The following is a 21,497-nucleotide window of genomic DNA, read 5'->3' as shown; positions in this document are numbered from 1 at the left end:
TCTCAACCCGTCATTCCGGGGCGAGCGAAGCGAGAGCCCGGAATCCATACCTCAACACGTGATGCGGCCCGATGGATTCCGGGCTCGCGCTACGCGCGCCCCGGAATGACAGCAGATATGCGGCTCGAGATCCCGGGTTCGCGCCGAGGCGCGCGCCCTGATGCGCAATTGCGCATCGGGATGACCGCAGAGCGGTCACCGCCCCACGAGCTGATCGGCAAAATACCCGATGGTCTTGCGATAGATCACCGCCCTGTTCCACTCGCGCATCGCCTCGAAATTCGCGGTGCCCTCGCCATAGGGCGCGCCCATCTTGAAGCCGCTGGTGTGCAGGAGGTTCGCGGTCGAGGCCAGCACGTCGGCGACCGAGTGGCGCAGGTCGACATGGCCGTCGCCGTCGAAATCGACGCCATACTTGACGTAGGACGACGGCAAGAATTGCGTCTGGCCGATCTCGCCGGCATAGGCGCCGATCATATCGTTGAGACGGAGATCGCCGCGCTGCACGATCTTGAGCGCGGCGAGCAGCTCGCCCTGGAACAGGTCGGTGCGGCGGCAATCATGCGCCAGCGTCGCGAGTACGCGGAACACCGGCAGCTTGCCCATGTCGCCCTTGCCGAAATCGGTCTCGAGCCCCCAGATCGCGACCAGGATCTGGCGCGGCACGCCGTATTGCTGCTCGATCTTCGACAGCAGCGCGGCATGCCGCTGCAGCATCGCGCGGCCGCCATTGATGCGCCCGGGCCCAACCCGGGTTGCGACATACTGCTCGAACGTCTTGTTGAAGGTGTAGCGCTGCCGCCGGTCGAAGGCGAGCACCCCGCCATCCTGCTGCACGCCGCCGAGCGCAGCCGAGATCACGTCCTGCGGGATGCCGGCGCTCGCCGCCTCCTGCGAGAACGACTGGACGAAGCCGGGAAAACTGCCGCCGCAGCGCGCGGCGTAGGAGGGGGTGGCAAGCAGCAAGGCGCCGAATACAACCGCCAAACGACACCTGAGCATGCAAAAATCCCCCTGCTTCGATTGGCCGATCATGCCATGGAGCAAACGAGGCAGTCAAAGTGTCGGCACGACGCTCCATCCTCGGCAGGCAGCTACGCGCCTCAATCCATGTTCGCACGCTGAATGACCACGGCGCATCCATCCATCGATCGGCATGTAGCTGAAGCTCAATCCCTGAGCTGGCGCTCCAACCCGACAAAATCGATCTCCGCCCAGCGCTCGGAGATCCTGCCATCCCTGATCCGCCAGAACGTCATGCCGCGGAATTCGACGTGGCGGCCGGTTGGTTGAATGCCGCGCCATGGGCTGCGGTGCCGGCCGCGCCAGACGAAGCGGCCGGCGACGATGTCGCGCTCGGCCACCAGGCATTCCGCCACCGCCGACAGGTCGGCGAAGGTCTCGTGCATCGCGGCCGAATGCGCGATCACGTCCTCGGCGCTCAGCCGCTTGCCCGCCGCATGGTCGAAGAAGTCGGGCGCCAGCTGCGCGCGGATCGCCTCGGGATCGTGGCGGTTGGTCACGGCGTCGTAATGCGCGAGCACGAGCGCCTTGTTGGCGTCGATTGTGGCGTTGGACATCGGCGGTGGGTTCTCGATGGGATGGTTGTAGAAAGAGAAGGATGCGCCTCATACGCGAATCGGACGGCATGGCGCAAGTGACGATGGTCAGAAAAAAGCTCAGCTTTCGGCCGTCGTTCGTTTGCACGCCGATGCGAAAGACGGCTGCCGGGAAAGTGCGCCGGCGTGCGCGGCCCCGCCGCCAGCCATTCCCTCGCTTCTGCGCGAACGGCGGGCCGGCCGGCCTACCGGCGGTAACATCATCCGTTGGCTTGACTGCCCGTGGGATGCAAGCGGCGGTGCCCGGGCGAGCGACACACCGCACGGCAGCATTTGCGGACGCAACGCATGAACGCCGAAGCCGCCGCCGCGACCAAGAAGCACGGGCTGGGCAAGCCGCCTCCGCCGCCAGGCGGCCGGCCGCGCTGTCTTGTTCATGCAAAGTCGCGCCGCTAAAGCCAGCCACGTCGGCTGCAACGCCGCCGTCATTTGGGGACGCCATCCGATGACGCGTTTGGGGATGAGGATGTGCTGTCGATGACGATCGCCGGGGATTTTACACGCGCGCGCAGGGTTGCCGCATCGATCGGTGTCGTGCTCGCGCTCGGTGCTGTTTTGAGCGCAACGATCGACACCGCCGCCGCGCAGAACGCCCCCGCCAAGCGTGCGCCGGCGCAGGGCGCCGGCAGCACGCAGGCGATCGCCGCGCAAATGAAGAACGCCGTCGCGCTGACGCGCGGCGGCAAGGTCGACGCCGGCTATGCACAGCTGCTTGCAGCACTGGATGCCGCAGACAAGCTCGACGACGCCCAGTTCGTCATGGAGCAGTATTTCGACGCGACCGCGACGCTGCGCGCGATCAAGCGCGACGATCTCGCCGAAAAGCTGTTCGTACGCGCGTTCCAGGGCAAGGCGGCGGCGCAGAGGCCGCCCGGCAATGCCGACGTGCTGCTGATGTACGCGATCCTGCTGTCCGACCACGCCAGGATAGCCGAAGCCGTTCCGCTCTACATGAAGGCGATCGCGGCGTTCAACGCCTATTGGGGCGAAGGTTCCGAGGAATCGCTGATCGCGAGCGACAAGCTCGCGGTCGCGCTGTCCGCCAACGGCTCGGCGGCGTCGGCGACCAATTTGGGCCGGCACAATTTCGAGCGCGCGGAGAAGGCGCTGGGGCCCGACCACCGCACCACCTGGAAGCTCGCCAACAATTATGCCGACATGCTGCGCGAGATCGGCGCGCCGGCGAAGGCGCTCGAGCTCGATCTGTTCGCGATCGAGAAGCGCGCCAGACATTATGGCGAGAACCATCTCAACACGCTGGTGACGGTCAACAACGCCGGCCAGGATTTCCTCAATCTCGGCCGCTTCGACGACGCCCGCCGCTATTTCCGCCGCCACCGCGCGATCGCGGCCGCGATGGCGCCGAAGGATCCGAGCTTTGCCGGACAGGCCGACGCCTGGCTGTTCTACACCGACATGCTCGCCGCCGGCGACGCCGCGATCGCGCCGGCCGATCTGGGGCGGCTGGAGGCGATCGTCGCCAATGAGGCGAATTTTGCGGATTTCCTGCGCATCAAATCCGCGGTGCTGGCTGCCGGCCAACGCGAGCAGCGCGGCGAGCGGGACAAGGGGATGCGGCTGCGCGAGACCGCGCTGGCGATTTCGACCCGCGCCTTCACGGCGCAGCATCCGATCAGCTTCGAGATCAAGCTCGGCATCGCGGCCGCGCTGATCGCTGATGATCCAACCCGCGCGGTGCAGGCCTTCGCCGCGCTCGACCGCGAGATGTTCGACTGGATGAAGCGCGAGGTCGGCACATCGGGCGATCGCGCCGTCGCCGAAGCGATCCGCGCCCATGCCGACCATCTCTTGTTCGCGTTCGGCCGCTTCGCCACCGGCGCCGGCTCCGCCGTAGCGCAGCCGGCCTTTGCCGCCGCCGTGCTGCGCTGGAAGACGCTCGGCGGCGCCGACGCCACGGCGCTGCGCCAGCTCGAGACGCAAATGGCCGGCAAGGACGAGGAGACCGCGACGCTGCTGCGCACGGCGCTCCGGCTCAACGGCGAAAAGCAGGAGCTGTTCTCGTCGGGCAATATCGACGACTGGGCGCGATCGGTGTGGGGGCGGCAGGACGCGGCCGAGAAGGCGCTGCAGAAGCGGCTCGATGCGATCGGCATGAAGCTGCCGCAGGACCCGATCCGTCCGTCGCAGCTGCTCGCGGCGCAGGAAACCGTCGTCAACTATTTCATCACCCGGCAATGGAAGGCGGATCGCCAGGCGAGTGCGCCGCTGGCGGCGACGGTGCTCTACGCGATCGTCGAGACTGCAACGAGCGAGCCGCGCGTGATCGATCTCGGCGATCCCGGCCGGATGGTCGACGCCGGCGTGCGCACCGAGATCGCGCGGCTGCGCGCGACGCGGGCCACCGTGCCCGATCCCGACGCTCACGCGCCCGACGTCAAGGGCCGCTTCCAGAATCTCCGGGCGCGGCTGTTCGCGCCGCTCGAGCCGCTGCTGCAGGACAAGACCACGCTCTATGTCGTGCCCGACGGCTTCCTGTTCGCCGTGCCGTTCGCGCTGCTGCCCGGCAGTGGCGGCGGCCTGCTGGAGGACAAGTTCACGATCCGGATGCTGACCAGCCCCGATGCGCTGATCGCGATCCATGCGCGCGAGACGCTCGATCAGCAGGGCGCGATGCTGCTCGCCGGCGGCATCGAATATGGCGAGCCGGGGCCGATGCCGCTGCCCGCGACCCGAACCGAGATCGAGGCGATCGCAAAACTCGCCCGCACCCGCGGCGCGCCGGTCGAGATGCTGACCGGGCGCGGCGTCAGCGAAGGCACGCTGCGCGCGGCGATCGGCAAGGCGCGCATCGCGCATCTGGCGACGCACGGCTTCTATCACGACAGCACGGCGTCGGGCCTCGATACGCTGTGGCAGAGCGGCATCGTGCTGTCGGGCGCCGGCGACGGCCGATTTCCGCTGCGCGACGAGAACGACGGCTATCTCTATGCCTTCGAATTGATGGACTGGGACCTGTCCGGGCTCGACTTGCTGGTGCTGTCGGCCTGCGAAACCGGCCGCGGCGACGAGAGCTTCGTCAGCGGCCTGCGCGGCCTGCCGACCGCGCTCGGCATCGCCGGCGCGCGCCGCGCACTGCTGACGCTGTGGCCGGTCGCCGACGAGGGCACCGCGAACTTCACCGTGCGCTTCTACGAGCACCTCGCGGAGGGCCTGACCTATTCCGATGCGCTGCGCTGGACGAGGCGCGATGCGCGCGACGGCAAGGTCGCGGGCGCGGGCGACGCCAGCGTGTGGGCGGCGTTCGTGCTGTTCGAGGGCTGAGCCGTATATGTCGTTGATGTGACCGGACGGGCGCCGCGAGCGCATGCCGGGCCGAACTGCGCCCGGCGTTGCGCAAGGGCCGCACGCAACCCGATCGCGCAGGGCAGACCGGCGCGCGGGCACAGGCGATTTGCTTTGACAGCGGCGCCCCGATCGAGGACAAGCCGCGCATGCCGAAAAAACCCGGGACCAATCCCAAAGGCGAATTCGCCTTCTTCAACGTGTTTTATGAAGACGGCTCGCAGCGCTCCAACCGCCGCGTGCCGTCGGAGCTCATTGGCGGGCTCGACGGCGACGAGCCGGTGCGCGCCTTCCTGCGCGAGCAGGACCGCGAGATCGCCGAAAAGGGCGGCCGCCCGCCGCTCGAGATCAAGTCCATCGAGCGCGTCGGCGCGAAGAAGAAATAGCGGCGTCCAGTTAACTCTATCCACGTCATTGCGAGCGCAGCGAAGCAATCTCCTCGCAATGACGTCGGAGACGGATCAAAATGAAAACGGCGGGCCCAGGCCCGCCGTTGTTGTTTCGATGGATTGCCGGGTCGAGGCCGGCAATGACAATCGGAAATATTAGTTGTCCAGGAAGCTCCGCAGCTTCCGCGACCGCGACGGGTGCTTCAGCTTGCGCAGCGCCTTGGCCTCGATCTGGCGGATGCGCTCGCGGGTGACCGAGAACTGCTGGCCGACTTCTTCCAGCGTGTGGTCGGTGTTCATGCCGATGCCGAAGCGCATGCGCAGCACGCGCTCCTCGCGCGGGGTGAGCGAGGCCAGCACGCGCGTGGTGGTCTCGCGCAGGTTGGACTGGATCGCGGCGTCGATCGGCAGGATCGCGTTCTTGTCCTCGATGAAATCGCCGAGATGCGAATCCTCTTCATCGCCCACAGGCGTCTCGAGCGACAGCGGCTCCTTGGCGATCTTGAGGACCTTGCGGACCTTCTCGAGCGGCATGCCGAGCTTCTCGGCGAGCTCTTCGGGGGTCGGCTCGCGGCCGATCTCGTTCAGCATCTGGCGCGAGGTGCGGACGATCTTGTTGATCGTCTCGATCATGTGCACGGGGATGCGGATGGTGCGGGCCTGGTCGGCGATCGAGCGGGTGATCGCCTGCCGGATCCACCAGGTGGCGTAGGTCGAGAACTTGTAGCCGCGGCGATATTCGAACTTATCGACCGCCTTCATCAGGCCGATATTGCCTTCCTGGATCAGGTCGAGGAACTGCAGGCCGCGGTTGGTGTACTTCTTGGCGATCGAGATCACGAGACGGAGGTTGGCTTCCACCATCTCCTTCTTGGCCTGACGGGCCTCGCGCTCGCCCTTCTGCACGCCGTGCACGATCTTGCGGAATTCGCCGATCTCGAGCCCGGTGAGCGCCGCCAGCGACTGGATCTCGTGGCGCAGGTCCTTGATGCGGTCCTTCTCGTGATGGACGAAGTTCTTCCAGCCCTTGGCCGACAGCTTGGAGACGCGATTGAGCCAGCGCGGATCGAGCTCGGAGCCCTGGTAGTTGCGCAGGAAGTCCTCGCGCGCGACGCCGTGACTGTCGCCGAGGCGCAGCAGGCGGCCCTCGAACGAGACCAGCTTCTTGTTGATGTCGTAGAGCTGCTCGACCAGCGAATCGATGCGGGCCTGGTTGAGGCGCAGCGACTTCACCTCGACGATGATCTCGTCCTTCAGCTTCTTGTACTTGCGCTCCTGCGAGGGCGACAGCGACTCGCTCTGCAGCTGGTTGGCGATGTCCTGCTCCTGCAGGCGGCGCAGCTTCTTGTACTCGGACGCGATCTTGTCGAAGGTCTCGACCACCTTCGGCTTCAGCTCGGCCTCGATGGCGGCGAGCGACATCTGGTTCTCGAACTCGTCGTCGTCCATGTCGCCTTCGGCGGCGGCCTCGGCGGGATCCTTCTCCTCGGTGGCGGCTTCGCCACCGGCGGGCGCGGCGCGGAACGGGGTCGGCGACGGCGGCGCTGCCGGCGGCGCGACGTGGGCCGGCGCGCTGCCCTGCGCATCGCCGCCATTGCCTTCAGCCGCGGTGCCCTCGGCGCCGTTGTTGCCGATCAGGTTCGGATTGATGCCGCCCTTCGATTCCGGTCCGGCATAGGTAGCTTCGAGATCGATGATGTCGCGGAGGAAGATCTTTCCTTCGTTGAGCTCATCGCGCCAGATGATGATGGCCTGGAAGGTCAGCGGGCTTTCGCAGAGGCCCGCGATCATCGCCTCGCGGCCGGCCTCGATGCGTTTTGCAATCGCGATTTCGCCTTCGCGCGACAGCAACTCGACGGTGCCCATCTCGCGCAGATACATGCGCACGGGATCGTCGGTGCGCTCGCCGGGCTCCGACTTCTTGACCTCGGTGACGGCCTTCTGCGTGACCTCGACGAGCTCGTTGTCGGTCTCGTCGTCACCGTCGTCCTTCTCGTCCTCGCCTTCGCTATCGTCGGCCTCGGTGACGTTGATGCCCATGTCTGACAGCATCGACATGATGTCTTCGATCTGTTCGGGCGAGGTCGTATCGGAGGGCAGCACTTCGTTGAGCTGATCGAAGGTCACGAAGCCGCGCTTCTTGGCCTGCTTGATCATCTTCTTCACCGCGGCATCCGACAGGTCGAGCAACGGCGACGGCGCGTCAGCGGCATCCTTCTCAGGAGCATCCGCTGCCTTGTCGTCTTTTTCCTTGTCCTTAACCTGCAGCGTCTTTGCCTTGGTGGCCATTCACTAAGCTCCCGAAACGCGGTCATGCAAAATGGCGCCACGCACGCGCATCCGCACGAAATCTAGATTTACTCTCTCGACGCACAAAGGGCGGCGCAATATCTCGCCACCCCTGTCATCCGTCTCGACGGTTTCCAATCTGCAATAGCCGCGAGGCTATTAAGTTTCGCTTAACCCTGTTTTTGCAGCCAAACCATAGATTTGGCGAGTCTTTTTGCGGGTGCGACCAGCGCCGTCCGCAGCATTTTTGTTATCAGACATTACGCTGGAACCGGCCCGATAATTCGCCGAACCCTTCAATCAGGGCTTCGGTCCCGTCGGCTTCTGCCATCCGGGCCTGGATATCCTGCAACCATGCCAGATTGGCCTCGCTGGAGTCTTCAGCCAAAGCCGCTTCCGCATCTTTTCTTTCCCTAAGTAAGGCGTGGGTTTTCTGATGCAAGGCAACGAGTTGACGCCAGGTTGATAAAACATCCTCGCGCGCCGCGCCGACCTGCGCGCCCCACACCGCCTGGGTTGTGATCGCCCGCTCAACCCTTTGAAGAATCTGGGATAATCCGCCCGCTTCGAGGTCGGCGCGCATATTCTCGGCCTGCTCCTCGGCGTCGGGGGAATGGTGATGGTCGTGGGCAAAGGCGGCGATGATGGCGGCCCTGAGCTTGTGGGCCTCGGGATGGGCGAGCTCCAGCGCCGCCACCTCCTCGAGATGGTCGTGCAGCAGCCAGGGGTGGTTGATCAGGGATTGCAGGATCAGGGCCTCGCGGCGGGAGATCGCGCTGCGCTGGCCGCGCATGATCGGGCTGTTGGCCAATTGGGGGCTGGCGGCCTGATAGGGACCCCGTGAAATCCCGGGGGTGGCACCGAACCGGCCGGCCTGTGGGCCTCCCTGTCGGCCGTTTTGGGCAAGTCCCCGGGGGGCAAACTGGCGGGGTGATTCGCCGCCGCGGCCGCCGCCGAAATTGCCCCGACCGTAGCCGCCGCGGCCATAACCGCCGCGTCCGCCCTCGGGCGCAAAATTGCGCTGCAGCCGCTCCTGCAGGTCCTGCCGGTAATAGCGGCGCACCACCTCGTCGCGGATGCCGTTGGTGAGCTCGCCGATCCGCGCCTCCAGCGCGGCGCGGCGCTCGGGCGTATCGAAATTACCGCCCTCGATCTCGCGCGACCAGATCATTTCGGCGAGCGGACGCGCGGCGGAGATCACGTCCTCGATCGCGCCGCGGCCGCCGGAGCGGGCGAGATCGTCGGGATCCTGCCCTTCCGGCAGCAGCGCAATCCGCAGGCTCTTGCCGGGCTTGAGCTGCGGCAACGCAAGGTCGGCAGCACGATAAGCCGCCTTCTGTCCGGCGCGGTCGCCGTCGAAGCAGAGGATCGGCTCGTCGACCATCTTCCAGAGCAGGCCGAGCTGGTTCTCGGTCAGCGCAGTGCCGAGCGGCGCGACAGCGCCGGGAAAGCCCGACGTGACCATGGCGATGACATCGACATAGCCCTCGACGACGATCAGCTGCGCGCCATCATGCGCGGCCTGCCGTGCGGTGAACAGATTGTAGAGATTGTCGCCCTTGTGAAATAGCGTGGTTTCCGGCGAGTTCAGGTACTTTGCCGGAACGTCCTTCTCCAGCGCACGCCCGCCGAACGCGATGACGCGGCCGCGGGCATCCGTGATCGGGAACATGACGCGGTCGCGGAAGCGATCGAACGGCACCGGCTTGTCCTCGCCGGACACCAGAAGCCCGGCCTCCACCATGTCGTCGGTGGAGATGCCTAACGCGCCGAGATGCTCCTTGAGCGCGAAGCGGTCCGGCGGCGCATAGCCCATCCGGAACTGAAGCTGGGTCGCCGGCGAGATGGCGCGGTCGGCGAGGTAGCCGCGCGCCTTGGCGCCGCCCCGTGAGGCCAGCGTGTCGGCAAAGAACTTGGTCGCCAGTTCCATCACGTCGTGCAGGGTGCGGCGGTGCTGCTCGTGCCGTGCGGCATCGGGCGTCACCGCCGGCAGCGGGACACCCGCCATCGCGGCGAGACGTTCCACTGCCTCGGGGAAAGTCACGCCCTCGGTCTTCATCAGGAAGTCGAAGATGTTGCCGTTCAGCCCGGACGAGAAGTCGAACCAGGCCTGCTTCTGGTCGTTGACGAAGAACGACGGCGTCTTCTCCTGCTGGAACGGCGACAGCCCCTTCCACTCCCGGCCGGCCTTCTTGAGCTTGACGCGCCTGCCCACGACTTCCGAGACCGGAAGCCGGGCGCGCAGCTCATCGAGGAATTCGGGCGTGAAACGCATCAGTCAGGATTTTGGGCTCGGGCGGCGAATCGCGGACAACCGGTTAGCCATATAGCGGCACGGGCCGCCATGCCGAACAATGTGGGGCTTTTCCGGGCTATTCACAGGTCTAGCCGGTCAGGGCTCCGTCGAGCGGGCTACCCCCAAATCCACGGTGGAGAGCCTGTGCGGCCACCTTGCCCCCTCCCCGCTTCCGGGATTGGATAGGCCATGTTCACGACATTCAGAGGCGGACAGAGCGGCGGCTGGCAGGTCACGTCCATCACACGGGTGAAGGGCGAGACGCTGCCGAAGGTCGCGGCGCTGTCGATCGTTGCGAGCGAGTCGATCGCGCTGCCGCTGCTGCCGGCGCAGACCTCCTGGCGGCTCGCCGGCGTCGCCAGCCATCTGCGCTACACCGAGAAGGAGGAGCGGGAGAAGCTCTTGGCCGTGCAGGCCGGGCTCGGCCGCAGCGAGGCAACGCACGCGGCGCTGATCCCGATCAGGAAATCCGCGGCGTGGTGGGAGCTGACGCAGGAGGAGCGCCGCAAGATCTTCGAGGACAAGTCGCACCACATCGAAGGCACCCTGAAATTCCTCCCCGCGATCGCCCGCCAGCTGTTTCATTCGCGCGACCTCGGCATGCCCTTCGACTTCCTGACCTGGTTCGAGTTCGCCCCCGACCACGTCACCCTGTTCGACGAACTGGTCGGCATGCTGCGCGCGACCGAGGAATGGACCTATGTCGAGCGCGAGGTCGATATCCGCGTGGTGCGGGAGGTGTAACGTACCCTCTTCATCGTCATGCCCGGGCTTGTCCCGGGCATCCACGTCTTCCTTGCTGGCTGCAACAAAGACGTGGATGGCCGGGACAAGCCCGGCCATGACCTCATATGCGGTTACGTCCGAGCGCTAATGCTCGAGAAACTTTCCTGACGCGATCCGCGGCAGCTCGGTGACCGGCCAGTTGTAGAGATAGGTCCACGCCTCACGCGTGCTGCCGTCGGCGAGCGTGACCTCGAGCATCTCGCGGACATATTCGGTCGGCGGCGGAAAGCCTTCGCCGCAGGCTTCGTACATGTCGAATTCACGCAGCATGGCCTCGCGCTCACGCAAGCGAAACAGCTCACCATGCACGATGTCGGCCGGATCGTCCGACACGACCAGACCCGGATAATGCTTCACCAAATAGAGCCGGCCGCGGCACTGCGCCGGCCCGAGGAATTCGGCATTGCCCGCGAGCAGCTTGGCCATCGGATGGTCGAAGCCGCGCATCAGCGTGCCGTAGACGAAGAGAAGGTCGGTCATGGGTTCAGTTGTCATTCCGGGATGGTCCGAAGGACCAGACCCGGAATCTCGAAATTCCGGGTCTGGTGCTAACGCACCATCCCGGAATGACAGAAAATCCCGAGGGACGCTAGGCCGCCACCACTTCATCCGTCACCACGACGAACTTCGTCAGGGTCATGCGGCCGAAGCTCGTGGTGAGGGCGACGTCGGCAGCGTCGCGGCCGGTCGCCATCAGGATGCGGCCGATCCGCGGCGTGTTGTGGCGGGCATCGAAGGTGTACCACTGGCCGGACAGATAGACCTCGAACCAGCCGGAGAAATCCATCGGCGCGGGGTTCGGCGACACGCCGATGTCGCCGAGATAGCCGGTGCAGTAGCGCGCCGGAATGCCCATGCAGCGGCAGAAGGTGAGCGCCAGATGCGCGAAGTCGCGGCAGACGCCGGCGCGGCTTTCATAGACGTCGTGCGCCGACTTCATGTGATGGGCGTGCTGGTAGCCGAACGTCACGTGGTGGTGCACGAAATCGGTGATCGCCTGCACCCGCGCCCAGCCCTGCGGTGTGTTGCCGAACAGCGACCAGGCAACGTCGGTCAGCTTGTCGGTCTCGCAATAGCGGCTCGGCATCAGATAGAGCAGCATGTCGTCGGGCAATTGCTCGACCGGCATTTGCTGCGCCGCCGGATTGACGATGTCAGGCAGTCCGGAATCGCGCACCAGCGCGCTGCCGCGGAAGGTGACGCCACCGCTGGGGGCAACCAGCCGCCCGCAGACATTGCCGAAGCCGTCGCGATAGAGGCCGATCGGCACGTCCGGCTCGGTCGAAAGGCGCTCGGTGCCGACGATGTCGGCGTAGCGCGACGGATGGATCGACAGCATGATCACCATCGGGGTCGACTGCGCCGCCGTGTAGGTGATCTCGAAGCCGACCTTGATCTGCATCGTCAGGCCGTCTCCTGCTCCGCATTCTCGCCGACCGAGACCACGTTGATGTCGACATCCATGCCGAGAAAGGCATCCGCCACGCCGAGATAGACGCCGTGCAGCGGGATCGCCTGGCGCGGGTCGCGGGCCACCGCGACGCGGATCAGATCGCGCGTGCCGACGATGCCGTTGGTCGGATCGAACTCGATCCAGCCCGCGCTCGGCAGATAGACCTGCACCCAGGCATGGGTCGAGCCGCCGCCGACATAGCCATGCGCGCTGCCGGGCGGCATGGCGAGATAGCCGGAGACGAAGCGCGCAGCGATGCCGAGCCGGCGCAGCGCCTCGATCATGAACAGCGCATAGTCGCGGCAGGTGCCGGACTGCGTGCGCAGCGTGTCGAGCGGATGTTGGGTGCCCTGCTCATAGCGCTTGCGATAGCTGAACGCCTCGCGGATGCCGTGGGTCATGCCGCTGAGGATCTTGAAAGTCGGCGTCGGCGCCTCGACATCGAGGAAGCGCCGCGCCCAGGCCGACAGCTCGCCGTTCGGGTCGCCATATTGCGGCGTGATGAACTGCTGCAGGTCGGGGAATTCCTCATCGTCGTAGAGGAACGGATAGAAATAGGCGGGATCGTCCGGCGTCAGCGCGAACGTATCGGCCGGATTGTGCTCCACCGTCGCGGTCGAGACGAAGGACAGCGTATCGGCGCGCTCGTCGAAGGCGGCGATCGCGACGCTGTTGCCGAACACGTCGTGGATCCAGCGCAGCGACATCGGCTGTGGATCGATCACGAGTGCGCTGTCGAGCACGCGCAGATCATGGCCGTCACGGGGGCGCAGCATGATGCGGTGTTCGCCGAACGCCACCGGGCGCGCGTAGCGATAAACGGTCTTGTGATGAATAGTCAGCAGCGGCATCTTCAAACAATCATCGTGATTTCGGGCCGCATAATCTATAGAGAAAGCTGCCCGATTCCAGATCAGCATGCCCCCTGAATAGGCAAAGTCGAGGAAAAAAGCCCTTGAATTACGGAGGTGGTCCATCGTTCCTGCTCGCGAGCACCGACGCTTCACCGGTTCTTGAACACAATGCCGGCGGCTGCTCGCCGTTCCTGTTCACCTGCGACCACTACGGCAGGCTGATTCCCTCTCCGCTCGGCGACCTCGGCCTGCCCGACAGCGAGCTCGTGCGGCACATCGCCTGGGACATCGGCATCGCCGGGGTCGCAACCCGGCTCTCGGAGCGGCTCGGCGCGCATTTGATCGCGCAGCCCTATTCGCGGCTCGTGATCGACTGCAACCGTCCGCCGCATGTCGCGAGCTCGATCCCGCTGATCAGCGAGGCTACCACGGTGCCGGGCAATGAAGGCCTGTCGCGCGAGGCCGCCGAGATGCGCCGCGCGCAGATCTTCGATCCCTATCACAAACGCATCGACGAGATCATCGACGCGCGTGCGCGTCGGGGCCTGCCGACGGTGCTGGTGTCGCTGCACAGCTTCACGCCGATCTACGCCGGCATCGCGCGACCCTGGCACATCGGTACGCTCTACCACCGCGACACGGTACTGCCGCCGCTGCTGTTGAAGCATCTGCGCGCCGAGGGCGATCTCGTGGTCGGCGACAACGAGCCCTATGCGGTCAGCGACGAGACCGACTACACGATCCCCGTGCATGGCGAGACGCGCGGCCTGATGAATTCGGGCATCGAGATCCGCCAGGACCTGATCTCCGACCAGGCCGGCGAGACGGCGTGGGCCGAGCGACTGGCGCGCATCCTCGGCGAGATCGAGGCGACGCTGCGCACGGACGCGCTGATCTAGTGTCCCGAATCCGAAGTTCGCATCATTTGCCGCACCTTCGGAGCGAATTTCGGATTCGATAAGGACACTAGCAAACTTATGATTCTAGTGTGCTTTATGAATGCGAAGTTCGTGAAAGTGGCTGCCGCGAAATCGCACGAACTTCGCATTCAGCACACTAGCGACTAACGGTCAGCCAGGGCCTGGCCTCTAGCCCGAAGCCAGCTCGACGTGCTTTAATTGGCGGGTTGAACTTCCAAGTTAGGGTAGTCCGTGGCGCCCGAGCGAGTGGAAAGGCGACTGGCAGCAGTGCTGGCGGCAGATGTCGCCGGCTACAGCCGCCTGATGGGAACGGACGAGGAAGGCACGCTCGCGCGGCTCAAGGCGGCCAGAAAGAATCTCATTGATCCAACGATCGCCGCTCATCGCGGCCGCATCGTCAAAACGACCGGCGACGGCATGCTGGTCGAATTCGGCAGCGCCGTCGATGCAGTGCGCAGCTCTGTAGAGGTTCAGAGCAGGATGGCGGAGCTTAATGCATCCGCACCGCAACAGCAGCGGATCGAATTTCGCATCGGCATTCACGTCGGCGACATCATCATCGACAACGACGACATCTTCGGCGACGGCGTCAACATCGCCGCGCGGCTGGAGAACATCGCGGACCCGGGCGGCATATGCCTGTCTGACGACGCCTACCGGCAGATCCGGAGCAAGGTCGATGCAGCCTTCGAGGACATGGGCCAACAGAATCTGAAAAACATCACTGAACCGATCCGCGCCTGGCGCATAAAGATTGGCGCCAGAACTTCGGCTGAGCGCCATCCGACTCCTGCCGAATCCCATCGCGTGCGCCCGTTTTCGGGAAAGCCCTCCATCGCGGTGCTGCCGTTTCAGAACATGAGCGGCGACAGCGAGCAGGAGTATTTCGCGGACGGGATCGCGGAAGACGTCCTTACGACCCTGTCAAAGATTCAGGAATTGATGGTAATAGCTCGCAACTCGAGCTTCGCATTCAAGGGGCAGAACAGGGACATTCGCGAAATCGGGCAGATCCTGGGTGCTCGTTATCTGCTGGAGGGGAGCGTTCGAAAGATCGGCAATCGCATCAGGTTGACGGCGCAGTTGATTGATGGTCGAGACGGCGGTCATCTCTGGGCGGATCGCTTTGACGGAGACCTGGACGACGTGTTCGATCTCCAGGACCGGATTACGCAAGAGATCGTCGAAGCGCTTGAAGTCCAGTTGACCGTCGGCGAACGCGCAAGGGTGTGGAGAAAACGCTCGGGCAGTCCACTGGCTTATGAGTATGTCTTAAAGGGACGCGCCCTGTACGTTAATTTCGCAAGGCAAACCCACGCACAGGCGCGGAAGCTTTTTGAACAGGCGGTCGAGATCAATGCCTCGTTTATGCCGGCGCTCTACTTGTTGGGTCTTACCCTGACTGACCAGGCGCGCTTCGGTTGGATCAAGGATGAAAATGAAGCGTATCAAGCCGCACTGGGCTGCGCTGATCGGGCTCTCGCCGCCGACCCTAGCTTTGGGGAAGCATACCTGGTGATCGGCTATGTTCGTATCTATCAACACCGTCATGATGAAGCTGTGGCAGCAGGAGAAACGGCGATCAGCCTCGCTCCCAGCAGCTCTGACGCCCATCACATGGCGGGCATGTACCACGGCTACGCCGGCAATTTCCGAAAAGCCGTCCTCTACGAGGAACACGCCCAACGGCTCAGCCCGATTGAGCGCAACGAATCCATGGTGGACGAAGCGCGCGCAAGATTTCATCTCGGAGATTTCGCGGCGGCGCACGATATAGCCTCCCGCGTCCTGAGGCAGCGGCCGCTCTGGCTGACCGCGCAGTCGACACTCATAGCGGCGCTCTGGAATCTCGGCCGGCAAGATGAAGCGCGCAGCATCTCAACCGACCTGCTGGCGGGCCACCCCAGTTTTAGCTTGGCCCGCTGGGCCAGGCTGCTGCCGTATCGTCGACAGGGCGACCTGGATGCATTGGTCAACCCGCTACGCATGGCGGGGCTCCCGGAGTGAAAACCCGTCATCTTACAATGCCGGCGCGACGCCACACGCAGGCACCTGCGCGGCCGCGACTGCTTGTTCGATTGCCGGTTCGGCTTCTCGCGCATCTCCGCGGATGAGACACCGCAGGGATCGGCATATTCCGATTGGATCGGCTTTGCTGAATGCGCGACCGGTTCGAGGCGCGATCAGGCCAACCCAATCAATTCGGCTGGCGCCGCCAGATGAAGTGCACGTAGAGTAGTACAGGCAGGCCGAGCCCGGCCCACGAGACCGCATCCCACCAGCCGTCGCCGACCAGCGCGCTGATCAATCCGACCGTGCTCACGATCGCGATGACGAGCGGAGCGGTGAAGATCTGGGTCAATGAACGATGCGAGACCATGCTGACGTCACGACGATAATGCGGGGTTGTCGAGGGAGGCGGCGTTGGCGATCGCGCGTTCCTGGCTCACGCCGGCCCTGCGGCGTCGCATCCACAGATACACACCGGTCACGAGGATGAAGATGGTCAGGATGTCGAGCAGCGCCCAGACGATCTTGAGCGGCATGCCGCCATAGTCGCCGAAATGCAGCGGCTGCGAGACGAACAGGGTCGTCACATACCAGGGCATGTCCCTTGTATCGGTCAGCTTTCCGGTTTCCGCGTCGATCAGCGCCGGCTTCAGCAGCCGCGAGGTCAGCGGCGTATCGCCGTGCAGGAACACCGCGTAGTGACTCTTGCTGCTGAACAGGGTTCCCGGGAAGGCGACGAAGCTCGGCGTCATGCCGGGCACCGCGTGGGTGGCCACTTCGACCGCCGCATTCAGCGAGGTCAGCTTCGACGGCACCGGCCGGTCCTTGTACTGCGCGGTCATTTCGGCGAGCTGGCCGAACTGCCACATCTTGAGGACGAGATCGGCCCAGGTGTTGATGACCCCGGTGAAACCGACGACCAGTGTCCAGGCGACGAGCAGGATGCCCGCGAGATTATGGACGTCGAGCCAGCGCACGACGCGGGTCCGCTGCGCGCGGTAGGCGCCGAAGCGGAGCTTCCGCATCGACGGCGCGTAGACCACGATCCCGGAGATGATCGCGACGCAGAACAGGATCCCCATCAATCCGAGGAACAGCTTGCCGGGCAGTCCGGCAAACATGTCGGTGTGCAGCTTCAGCATGATGTAGGTGAAGCGGCCGGTCACATCGGGCGCATCGAGATAGGCGCCGGTATGGGTGTCCATCCGGATCAGCAAATTGTTGGTCGGATCGGCATCGATGGTCGGACCGACGCTGACGAACATCGCGCTCGGATCGTCGCGATCCCAGATCAGGAAGTGAGGGACCTTCCCGGGCGCCTGCGCCAGCGCGTTGCCGAGCAGACGGTCCAGATTGGCCGGCGGCGTGCCTGGCGGCACGTCGGCCGGCTTGACCTGGCTGTGCAGCAGATCGTCGATCTGCTCGTGGAAGATCAGCGGCAGGCCGGTGATGCAGAGCAGCAGCATGAACAACGTGCAAATCAGGCTGGTCCATTTATGGACAGCGCCCCATCGCCGCAAGGATCTGGTCGTCGCAGTCAATTTCGTCACCTAAAGTGCGATGAGATCAGGTTGGATCGTCATCGAGCTTTAGCCTCTTGTTGAAGCACGATCTTTTCGGAAAACCGCTTCGCACTTTTCCGGATCATGCTTTTGTTGAAGCATGATCTTTCCGAAAACCGCTTCGCACTTTTCGGGATCATGCTTTAGTTCCAGGTGTACTTCATGGTGCCCAGCACCGTGCGGCCATTGCCGAGGCCGCAATAGGGAAGCCCGGTGAGGCAGGATGCAACGTAGAAGTGGTCGGTCAGGTTGGTGACGTTGACCTGCGCCTTCCATCCCTTCAGGTCCGGCCGCAGATAAGCGAAGTCGTAGCTGACCGACGCATCGAGCAAGGCATAGGAGGGAATGACAAAGGTATTGAAGTTGTCGCCGTAGGTCTCGCCGACATAGCGCACGCCGAGGCCGAGCCCAAGGCCCGCGAGCGCGCCGTCATACCAGGTATACTTGCCCCAGACCGCGATCTGGTCCTGCGCCGTGTTCATCATGTACTTGCCGGCATAGCCGGCAAAGCTCGTCGTCACCCGCGGATCGAGGTGAGTGTATCCCGCCGTGATCTCGAGCTCGCGCGTGAGATTGCCCTTCAGCTCGAGCTCGAAGCCGCGGACGCGCACGGCATCGGTCTGCACGTTGAACAGCGGATTGAGGGGATCGGCCGTCAGCACGTCCTGCTGACGGATATCGAACGCCGCCGCCGTCGCCATGAAGTTCGAGCCGTTCGGCTTGAACTTGACGCCGACCTCCGCGCCCTCGCCCGTCGTCGGCCTGAACGACCGGCCGGCGCTGTCGGCGCCGAGATTCGGTGTGAACGAGGTCCCGTAGCTGACATAGGGCGCGAGGCCGATATCGAACAGGTAGCTCAGGCCGATGCGCCCGGTTTGCGCCGAGTCGTCGCGCGAATAATGCCCGGCGGGCGGATAGAACGCCATGCTGGTGAAGCCGGAGCTGACCCAGTCCTGGCGCCCGCTCATGGTCAACGTCCAGCGATCGAGCTTGATCTGATCCTGCAGATAGGCGCCGAGCTGCGACTGCCTGTCGTCGCGAAGAATGAACGGCACCAGCGAGCTGGCTGACGGAACGGCGGTGCCGTAGACCGGACTATAGGCATCGATCGGCGCAATCGGCGTGGTGCGATAGTCGGTATTCGCCCACAGATCGAAGTAGTCGACACCGGCCAGCACCTTGTGGACCAGCGGCCCGGTCGCGAAATCCGCCTGCAGCTGATTGTCGAGCGCGACATTGGCGGCATTGGCCTTGACGTAGTTGTAGCTGCGCGCGACCAGACGATCCGTCACCATGCCCTCGGTCCGCACCGATGCGAGGTCGTTGCTGACCTGGGTGTAGCGCAGGTTTTGCCGGAACTGGAAGATGTTGTCGAAGCGATGCTCGAACGCGTAGCCAACCGCGAACTGCTCGAGATGATAGCCATCCAGCCCGGGCTCGCCGAGGTAACGACTGTAGGGAATATGTCCGTTGGGGTTGGGCAGGAAGGACACCTGTCCCGGGACGTATTGCTGGTAACCCTTGTTGTCGACCTTCTGGTACTGCGAGAGCACGGTGAAGCTGGTGTCGTAGGTCGGCCGCCAGGTGAAGCTCGGCGCGATGAACAGCTTGTTGTCCTGAACGAAGTCGGTCTGGCTGTTGCTGTCGCGGCCAAGGCCGACGATGCGGTAAAGGACCCGGCCGTCCTTGTCGGCGGGACCACCGATATCGAAGGCGCCCTGGAAGCGATCGAACGAGCCGAACGTGCCCTCGAACTCGTAATGCGGCGTCTCGGTGGGCCGCTTGCTGACCAGGTTCAACAAGCCGCCCGGATCGGACTGTCCATACAGGCCGGATGACGGGCCCTTCAGGACCTCGATGCGCTCGAGACCATAAGTCTCGATGCGCGGGACCGCGAAGGTCGTGGTGTCGGTCGGCAGCCGCAGCCCGTCGAGATAACGCGGCGCGGTGAAGCCCCGCAGCTTGAACTCGTCGAAGAACGCGTTGGCGCCAAAACTTTCGATCGTCACGCCGGGCGTGTAGCGCAGCGCTTCGGTGATGTTCTGCGCACCCTGTGCCTGGATCTGATCCTGGGTGACGATCGAGATCGACTGCGGCGTCGTCAGCACCGGGCTGTCGGTCTTGGTTGCCGTGACGCTCTGGCTGGCGAGATAGCCGGTGACCGGCCCGTTGCCGCGCTCTCCGCCGCCACCCGCACCCGGTGCTGGAACGTTCTGCGCGGGCGCCCGGTTCGCGATCGATCGCGGCGTCGTGCGTACAGGACGCGCCGCGCGTCGCGCTGGCTGCGTTCGTCGCGCCTGCTGCTGTTGTTTCGGCGCTTCGACCGTCACCGGCGGCAGCGCCGATTGCGCAACGCTTTCACGCGGCATCACCACACTCAGCACGAACAAACCGCTGCCGGCCATGTACCCGGCCGCCAGCGCAGTGCGACGAAACATCCGACCCCCGTCAACTCACATCGCCTTCATCTTCGCCGTCACTAACACGATGAAAGACGTATGCAGCCGATCGGTGATTAGAACACGTCCAGTGTCGGGCTTATCGCCGATGGTGTTGCGAGCTCGCAACGTGAACGCAGCGAAACTGCGTCAATGCGCCTCATATTTTTCGAGCGTTTCTAAGGACGATTCTAAACTGCGTTTCGCTCCGCGATACTTCGAGTCGCTTCCGCGCACAGCGATCGAACGACGCCGTGCGCGGAAGCGATGATCGCAGTTGCGGTGCTCTCGCCGAGCCGAGCCTCAGACTTCGGTGACGTGCTCCGGATCGGCGGATGCGAGCGCCGCGGCACGCTCGGCGCGCGGCGGATAGATCCAGACGGTGTTGATCTCCCGCTTGGTCTTCTTGGCGACGTCGCCGACCATCTCGACCTTGCGCTCCCAGCCGCGGGTGAACAGCGCGCCGGCCTCGCCGAGGTCGAGGCAAGTGACATAGGCCTTCTGGTGATAAGGCTTGGTCGGGACACCGAGCAGCTCGGCCGCGGCGTTGTTACCGGCAAAGGCGCCCATCCGCGTCGCGTGCTGGCACGACATCAGCGCGTAATTGCCGACATCGTCGCAAGCGGCACGCGCCGCATCGCCGGTGGCGAACACGCCAGCGACCGACGGCACCCGCAGATCGCGGTCGACCAGCAGCCGGCCGAAATTGTCGCGTTCCGCCGGGATCTGCTCGGTCAGCGGTGCGGCGCGAATGCCCGCCGCCCAGACCACGGTCGCGGCCTCGATATGCTCGCCGTTGGAAAGCGTGACGCCGGACTTGCTGACCTCGGCGACGCCGGCGCCGAAGCGGCCCTCGACGCCGAGCTTGCGCATCGCGTCCTCGATGATCGGGCGCGGGCCCTCGCCCATGTCGGGCGCGATCGCCACGTTGCGATCGACGATGATGACGCGCGGTTTGGTGTCGCTGCCGAGGATGTCCCGGAGCCGCGCCGGCATCTCGGTCGCCGCCTCGATGCCGGTGAAGCCGCCGCCGGCAACGACCACGGTGTCGCGCGCCGCTGATGCCGGCTGCCTAGCGAGGTCGTGCAGATGACGGTCGAGCGCGATCGCGTCCGCAAGATTGTCGACACTGAAGCCATGCTCGGCGAGGCCGGGCACGTTCGGACGGAACAGCCGGCTGCCGGTTGCCACCACAAGGCGATCATAGGGTAGCGTTTTGCGCGCGTCCTTGGCGGTGACGATCTGCACGGTGCGGGCCTTGGTGTCGACGGCTTCGGCGCTGCCCTGCACATAGACGACGTCGATCGCGTTGAAGACGTCGAGCAGCGGCGCGGTCAGCGTCTCCGGCTTCGGCTCGTAGAGCCGCGGGCGCACCACCAGGGTCGGCTCCGGCGCGACCAGCGCGATCTCGAGCTCCTCGGGCGAGACGCCCTTGATGTCGCGCAGGCGGGCCGCGGAGAGCGCGGCATACATGCCGGCAAAGCCGGCGCCGATGATGACAATTCGCATATGATGTCTCCTCTGGATGGCAGTGATGTAGCGAATTGGATTTGCGAGTGCCCCAGAGCGATTGCGCGA

At 64.7% G+C, this 21,497-nt stretch carries 16 protein-coding genes; 5 read left to right on the top strand and 11 right to left on the bottom strand.

Annotated elements, in window-relative coordinates:
* Positions 1-195 precede the first annotated feature (195 nt).
* Both QA639_RS08025 and QA639_RS08020 read right to left on the bottom strand, forming a co-directional pair.
* A complete protein-coding gene (locus QA639_RS08025) occupies positions 196-1,002 on the bottom strand; it encodes a lytic murein transglycosylase (RefSeq protein WP_283089492.1) in 807 nt (268 codons plus the stop codon).
* 167 nt (positions 1,003-1,169) lie between these two features.
* Complete coding sequence (locus tag QA639_RS08020; RefSeq protein WP_157346747.1) at positions 1,170-1,580, bottom strand: ester cyclase; 411 nt, start codon at positions 1,578-1,580, stop codon at positions 1,170-1,172.
* Between the two features lie 516 nt (positions 1,581-2,096).
* Here QA639_RS08020 and QA639_RS08015 point away from each other — a divergent pair.
* Positions 2,097-4,901 carry a CHAT domain-containing protein gene (locus tag QA639_RS08015; protein WP_283089491.1) on the top strand — a complete coding sequence of 935 codons (2,805 nt, stop codon included), beginning with the start codon at positions 2,097-2,099 and terminating at the stop codon, positions 4,899-4,901.
* Between the two features lie 170 nt (positions 4,902-5,071).
* Entirely contained in the window at positions 5,072-5,308 is a 237-nt protein-coding gene (locus QA639_RS08010; RefSeq protein WP_026192271.1) for a hypothetical protein, read from the top strand.
* 159 nt (positions 5,309-5,467) lie between these two features.
* Here QA639_RS08010 and rpoD read toward each other — a convergent pair whose 3' ends face one another.
* Positions 5,468-7,600 (bottom strand): RNA polymerase sigma factor RpoD, encoded by a 2,133-nt coding sequence (gene rpoD, locus QA639_RS08005; protein ID WP_157346751.1) that lies wholly within the window; start codon positions 7,598-7,600, stop codon positions 5,468-5,470.
* Positions 7,601-7,853: 253 nt separating this feature from the next.
* Positions 7,854-9,875 carry a DNA primase gene (dnaG, locus tag QA639_RS08000; RefSeq protein ID WP_157346753.1) on the bottom strand — a complete coding sequence of 674 codons (2,022 nt, stop codon included), beginning with the start codon at positions 9,873-9,875 and terminating at the stop codon, positions 7,854-7,856.
* Between the two features lie 210 nt (positions 9,876-10,085).
* Here dnaG and QA639_RS07995 point away from each other — a divergent pair, with 210 nt between their 5' ends.
* Positions 10,086-10,640, top strand: coding sequence for a chlorite dismutase family protein (locus QA639_RS07995; protein ID WP_028333145.1), 555 nt, complete (start codon positions 10,086-10,088; stop codon positions 10,638-10,640).
* Positions 10,641-10,766: 126 nt separating this feature from the next.
* On the opposite strand, the gene QA639_RS07990 is transcribed toward QA639_RS07995, so the two are convergent.
* From QA639_RS07990 to QA639_RS07980, 3 genes are all read right to left on the bottom strand, one after another.
* Positions 10,767-11,162 (bottom strand): gamma-glutamylcyclotransferase family protein, encoded by a 396-nt coding sequence (locus tag QA639_RS07990; RefSeq protein WP_028333144.1) that lies wholly within the window; start codon positions 11,160-11,162, stop codon positions 10,767-10,769.
* A 109-nt stretch (positions 11,163-11,271) separates the two neighbouring features.
* Positions 11,272-12,084, bottom strand: a complete 813-nt coding sequence (locus QA639_RS07985) for a transglutaminase-like domain-containing protein (protein WP_157346755.1) — start codon at positions 12,082-12,084, stop codon at positions 11,272-11,274.
* Between the two features lie 2 nt (positions 12,085-12,086).
* A complete protein-coding gene (locus tag QA639_RS07980; RefSeq protein WP_157346757.1) occupies positions 12,087-12,986 on the bottom strand; it encodes a transglutaminase family protein in 900 nt (299 codons plus the stop codon).
* 104 nt (positions 12,987-13,090) lie between these two features.
* Here QA639_RS07980 and QA639_RS07975 point away from each other — a divergent pair, with 104 nt between their 5' ends.
* Positions 13,091-13,888 (top strand): N-formylglutamate amidohydrolase, encoded by a 798-nt coding sequence (locus QA639_RS07975; protein WP_157346758.1) that lies wholly within the window; start codon positions 13,091-13,093, stop codon positions 13,886-13,888.
* A gap of 288 nt (positions 13,889-14,176) precedes the next feature.
* Positions 14,177-15,916, top strand: a complete 1,740-nt coding sequence (locus tag QA639_RS07970; RefSeq protein WP_244481920.1) for an adenylate/guanylate cyclase domain-containing protein — start codon at positions 14,177-14,179, stop codon at positions 15,914-15,916.
* 190 nt (positions 15,917-16,106) lie between these two features.
* On the opposite strand, the gene QA639_RS07965 is transcribed toward QA639_RS07970, so the two are convergent.
* From QA639_RS07965 to QA639_RS07950, 4 genes are all read right to left on the bottom strand, one after another.
* A complete protein-coding gene (locus QA639_RS07965; protein ID WP_050384161.1) occupies positions 16,107-16,289 on the bottom strand; it encodes a hypothetical protein in 183 nt (60 codons plus the stop codon).
* Between the two features lie 7 nt (positions 16,290-16,296).
* Positions 16,297-17,385: a PepSY-associated TM helix domain-containing protein gene (locus tag QA639_RS07960; protein ID WP_244978685.1), complete on the bottom strand. Its 1,089-nt coding sequence runs from the start codon at positions 17,383-17,385 to the stop codon at positions 16,297-16,299.
* A gap of 239 nt (positions 17,386-17,624) precedes the next feature.
* Positions 17,625-19,886, bottom strand: a complete 2,262-nt coding sequence (locus tag QA639_RS07955; protein WP_157346893.1) for a TonB-dependent siderophore receptor — start codon at positions 19,884-19,886, stop codon at positions 17,625-17,627.
* A 336-nt stretch (positions 19,887-20,222) separates the two neighbouring features.
* Positions 20,223-21,428: an NAD(P)/FAD-dependent oxidoreductase gene (locus tag QA639_RS07950; protein ID WP_157346762.1), complete on the bottom strand. Its 1,206-nt coding sequence runs from the start codon at positions 21,426-21,428 to the stop codon at positions 20,223-20,225.
* Positions 21,429-21,497: the final 69 nt, after the last annotated feature.

This window comes from Bradyrhizobium pachyrhizi (genome assembly GCF_029714545.1).
GTDB lineage: Bacteria > Pseudomonadota > Alphaproteobacteria > Rhizobiales > Xanthobacteraceae > Bradyrhizobium > Bradyrhizobium pachyrhizi.
The sequence above is the reverse complement of the archived record's forward strand: the minus strand, read 5'-3'. Positions and strand labels throughout refer to the sequence as shown.

Coding starts and splice junctions, on each gene's coding strand:
- QA639_RS07965 (WP_050384161.1), bottom strand. CDS start 16,289: ATGGTCTCGCATCGTTCATTGACCCAGATCTTCACCGCTCCGCTCGTC.
- QA639_RS07960 (WP_244978685.1), bottom strand. CDS start 17,385: ATGCTGCTGCTCTGCATCACCGGCCTGCCGCTGATCTTCCACGAGCAG.
- rpoD (WP_157346751.1), bottom strand. CDS start 7,600: ATGGCCACCAAGGCAAAGACGCTGCAGGTTAAGGACAAGGAAAAAGAC.
- QA639_RS07985 (WP_157346755.1), bottom strand. CDS start 12,084: ATGCAGATCAAGGTCGGCTTCGAGATCACCTACACGGCGGCGCAGTCG.
- dnaG (WP_157346753.1), bottom strand. CDS start 9,875: ATGCGTTTCACGCCCGAATTCCTCGATGAGCTGCGCGCCCGGCTTCCG.
- QA639_RS07950 (WP_157346762.1), bottom strand. CDS start 21,428: ATGCGAATTGTCATCATCGGCGCCGGCTTTGCCGGCATGTATGCCGCG.
- QA639_RS07990 (WP_028333144.1), bottom strand. CDS start 11,162: ATGACCGACCTTCTCTTCGTCTACGGCACGCTGATGCGCGGCTTCGAC.
- QA639_RS08010 (WP_026192271.1), top strand. CDS start 5,072: ATGCCGAAAAAACCCGGGACCAATCCCAAAGGCGAATTCGCCTTCTTC.
- QA639_RS07980 (WP_157346757.1), bottom strand. CDS start 12,986: ATGCCGCTGCTGACTATTCATCACAAGACCGTTTATCGCTACGCGCGC.
- QA639_RS07995 (WP_028333145.1), top strand. CDS start 10,086: ATGTTCACGACATTCAGAGGCGGACAGAGCGGCGGCTGGCAGGTCACG.
- QA639_RS08025 (WP_283089492.1), bottom strand. CDS start 1,002: ATGCTCAGGTGTCGTTTGGCGGTTGTATTCGGCGCCTTGCTGCTTGCC.
- QA639_RS08020 (WP_157346747.1), bottom strand. CDS start 1,580: ATGTCCAACGCCACAATCGACGCCAACAAGGCGCTCGTGCTCGCGCAT.
- QA639_RS07955 (WP_157346893.1), bottom strand. CDS start 19,886: ATGGCCGGCAGCGGTTTGTTCGTGCTGAGTGTGGTGATGCCGCGTGAA.
- QA639_RS08015 (WP_283089491.1), top strand. CDS start 2,097: ATGACGATCGCCGGGGATTTTACACGCGCGCGCAGGGTTGCCGCATCG.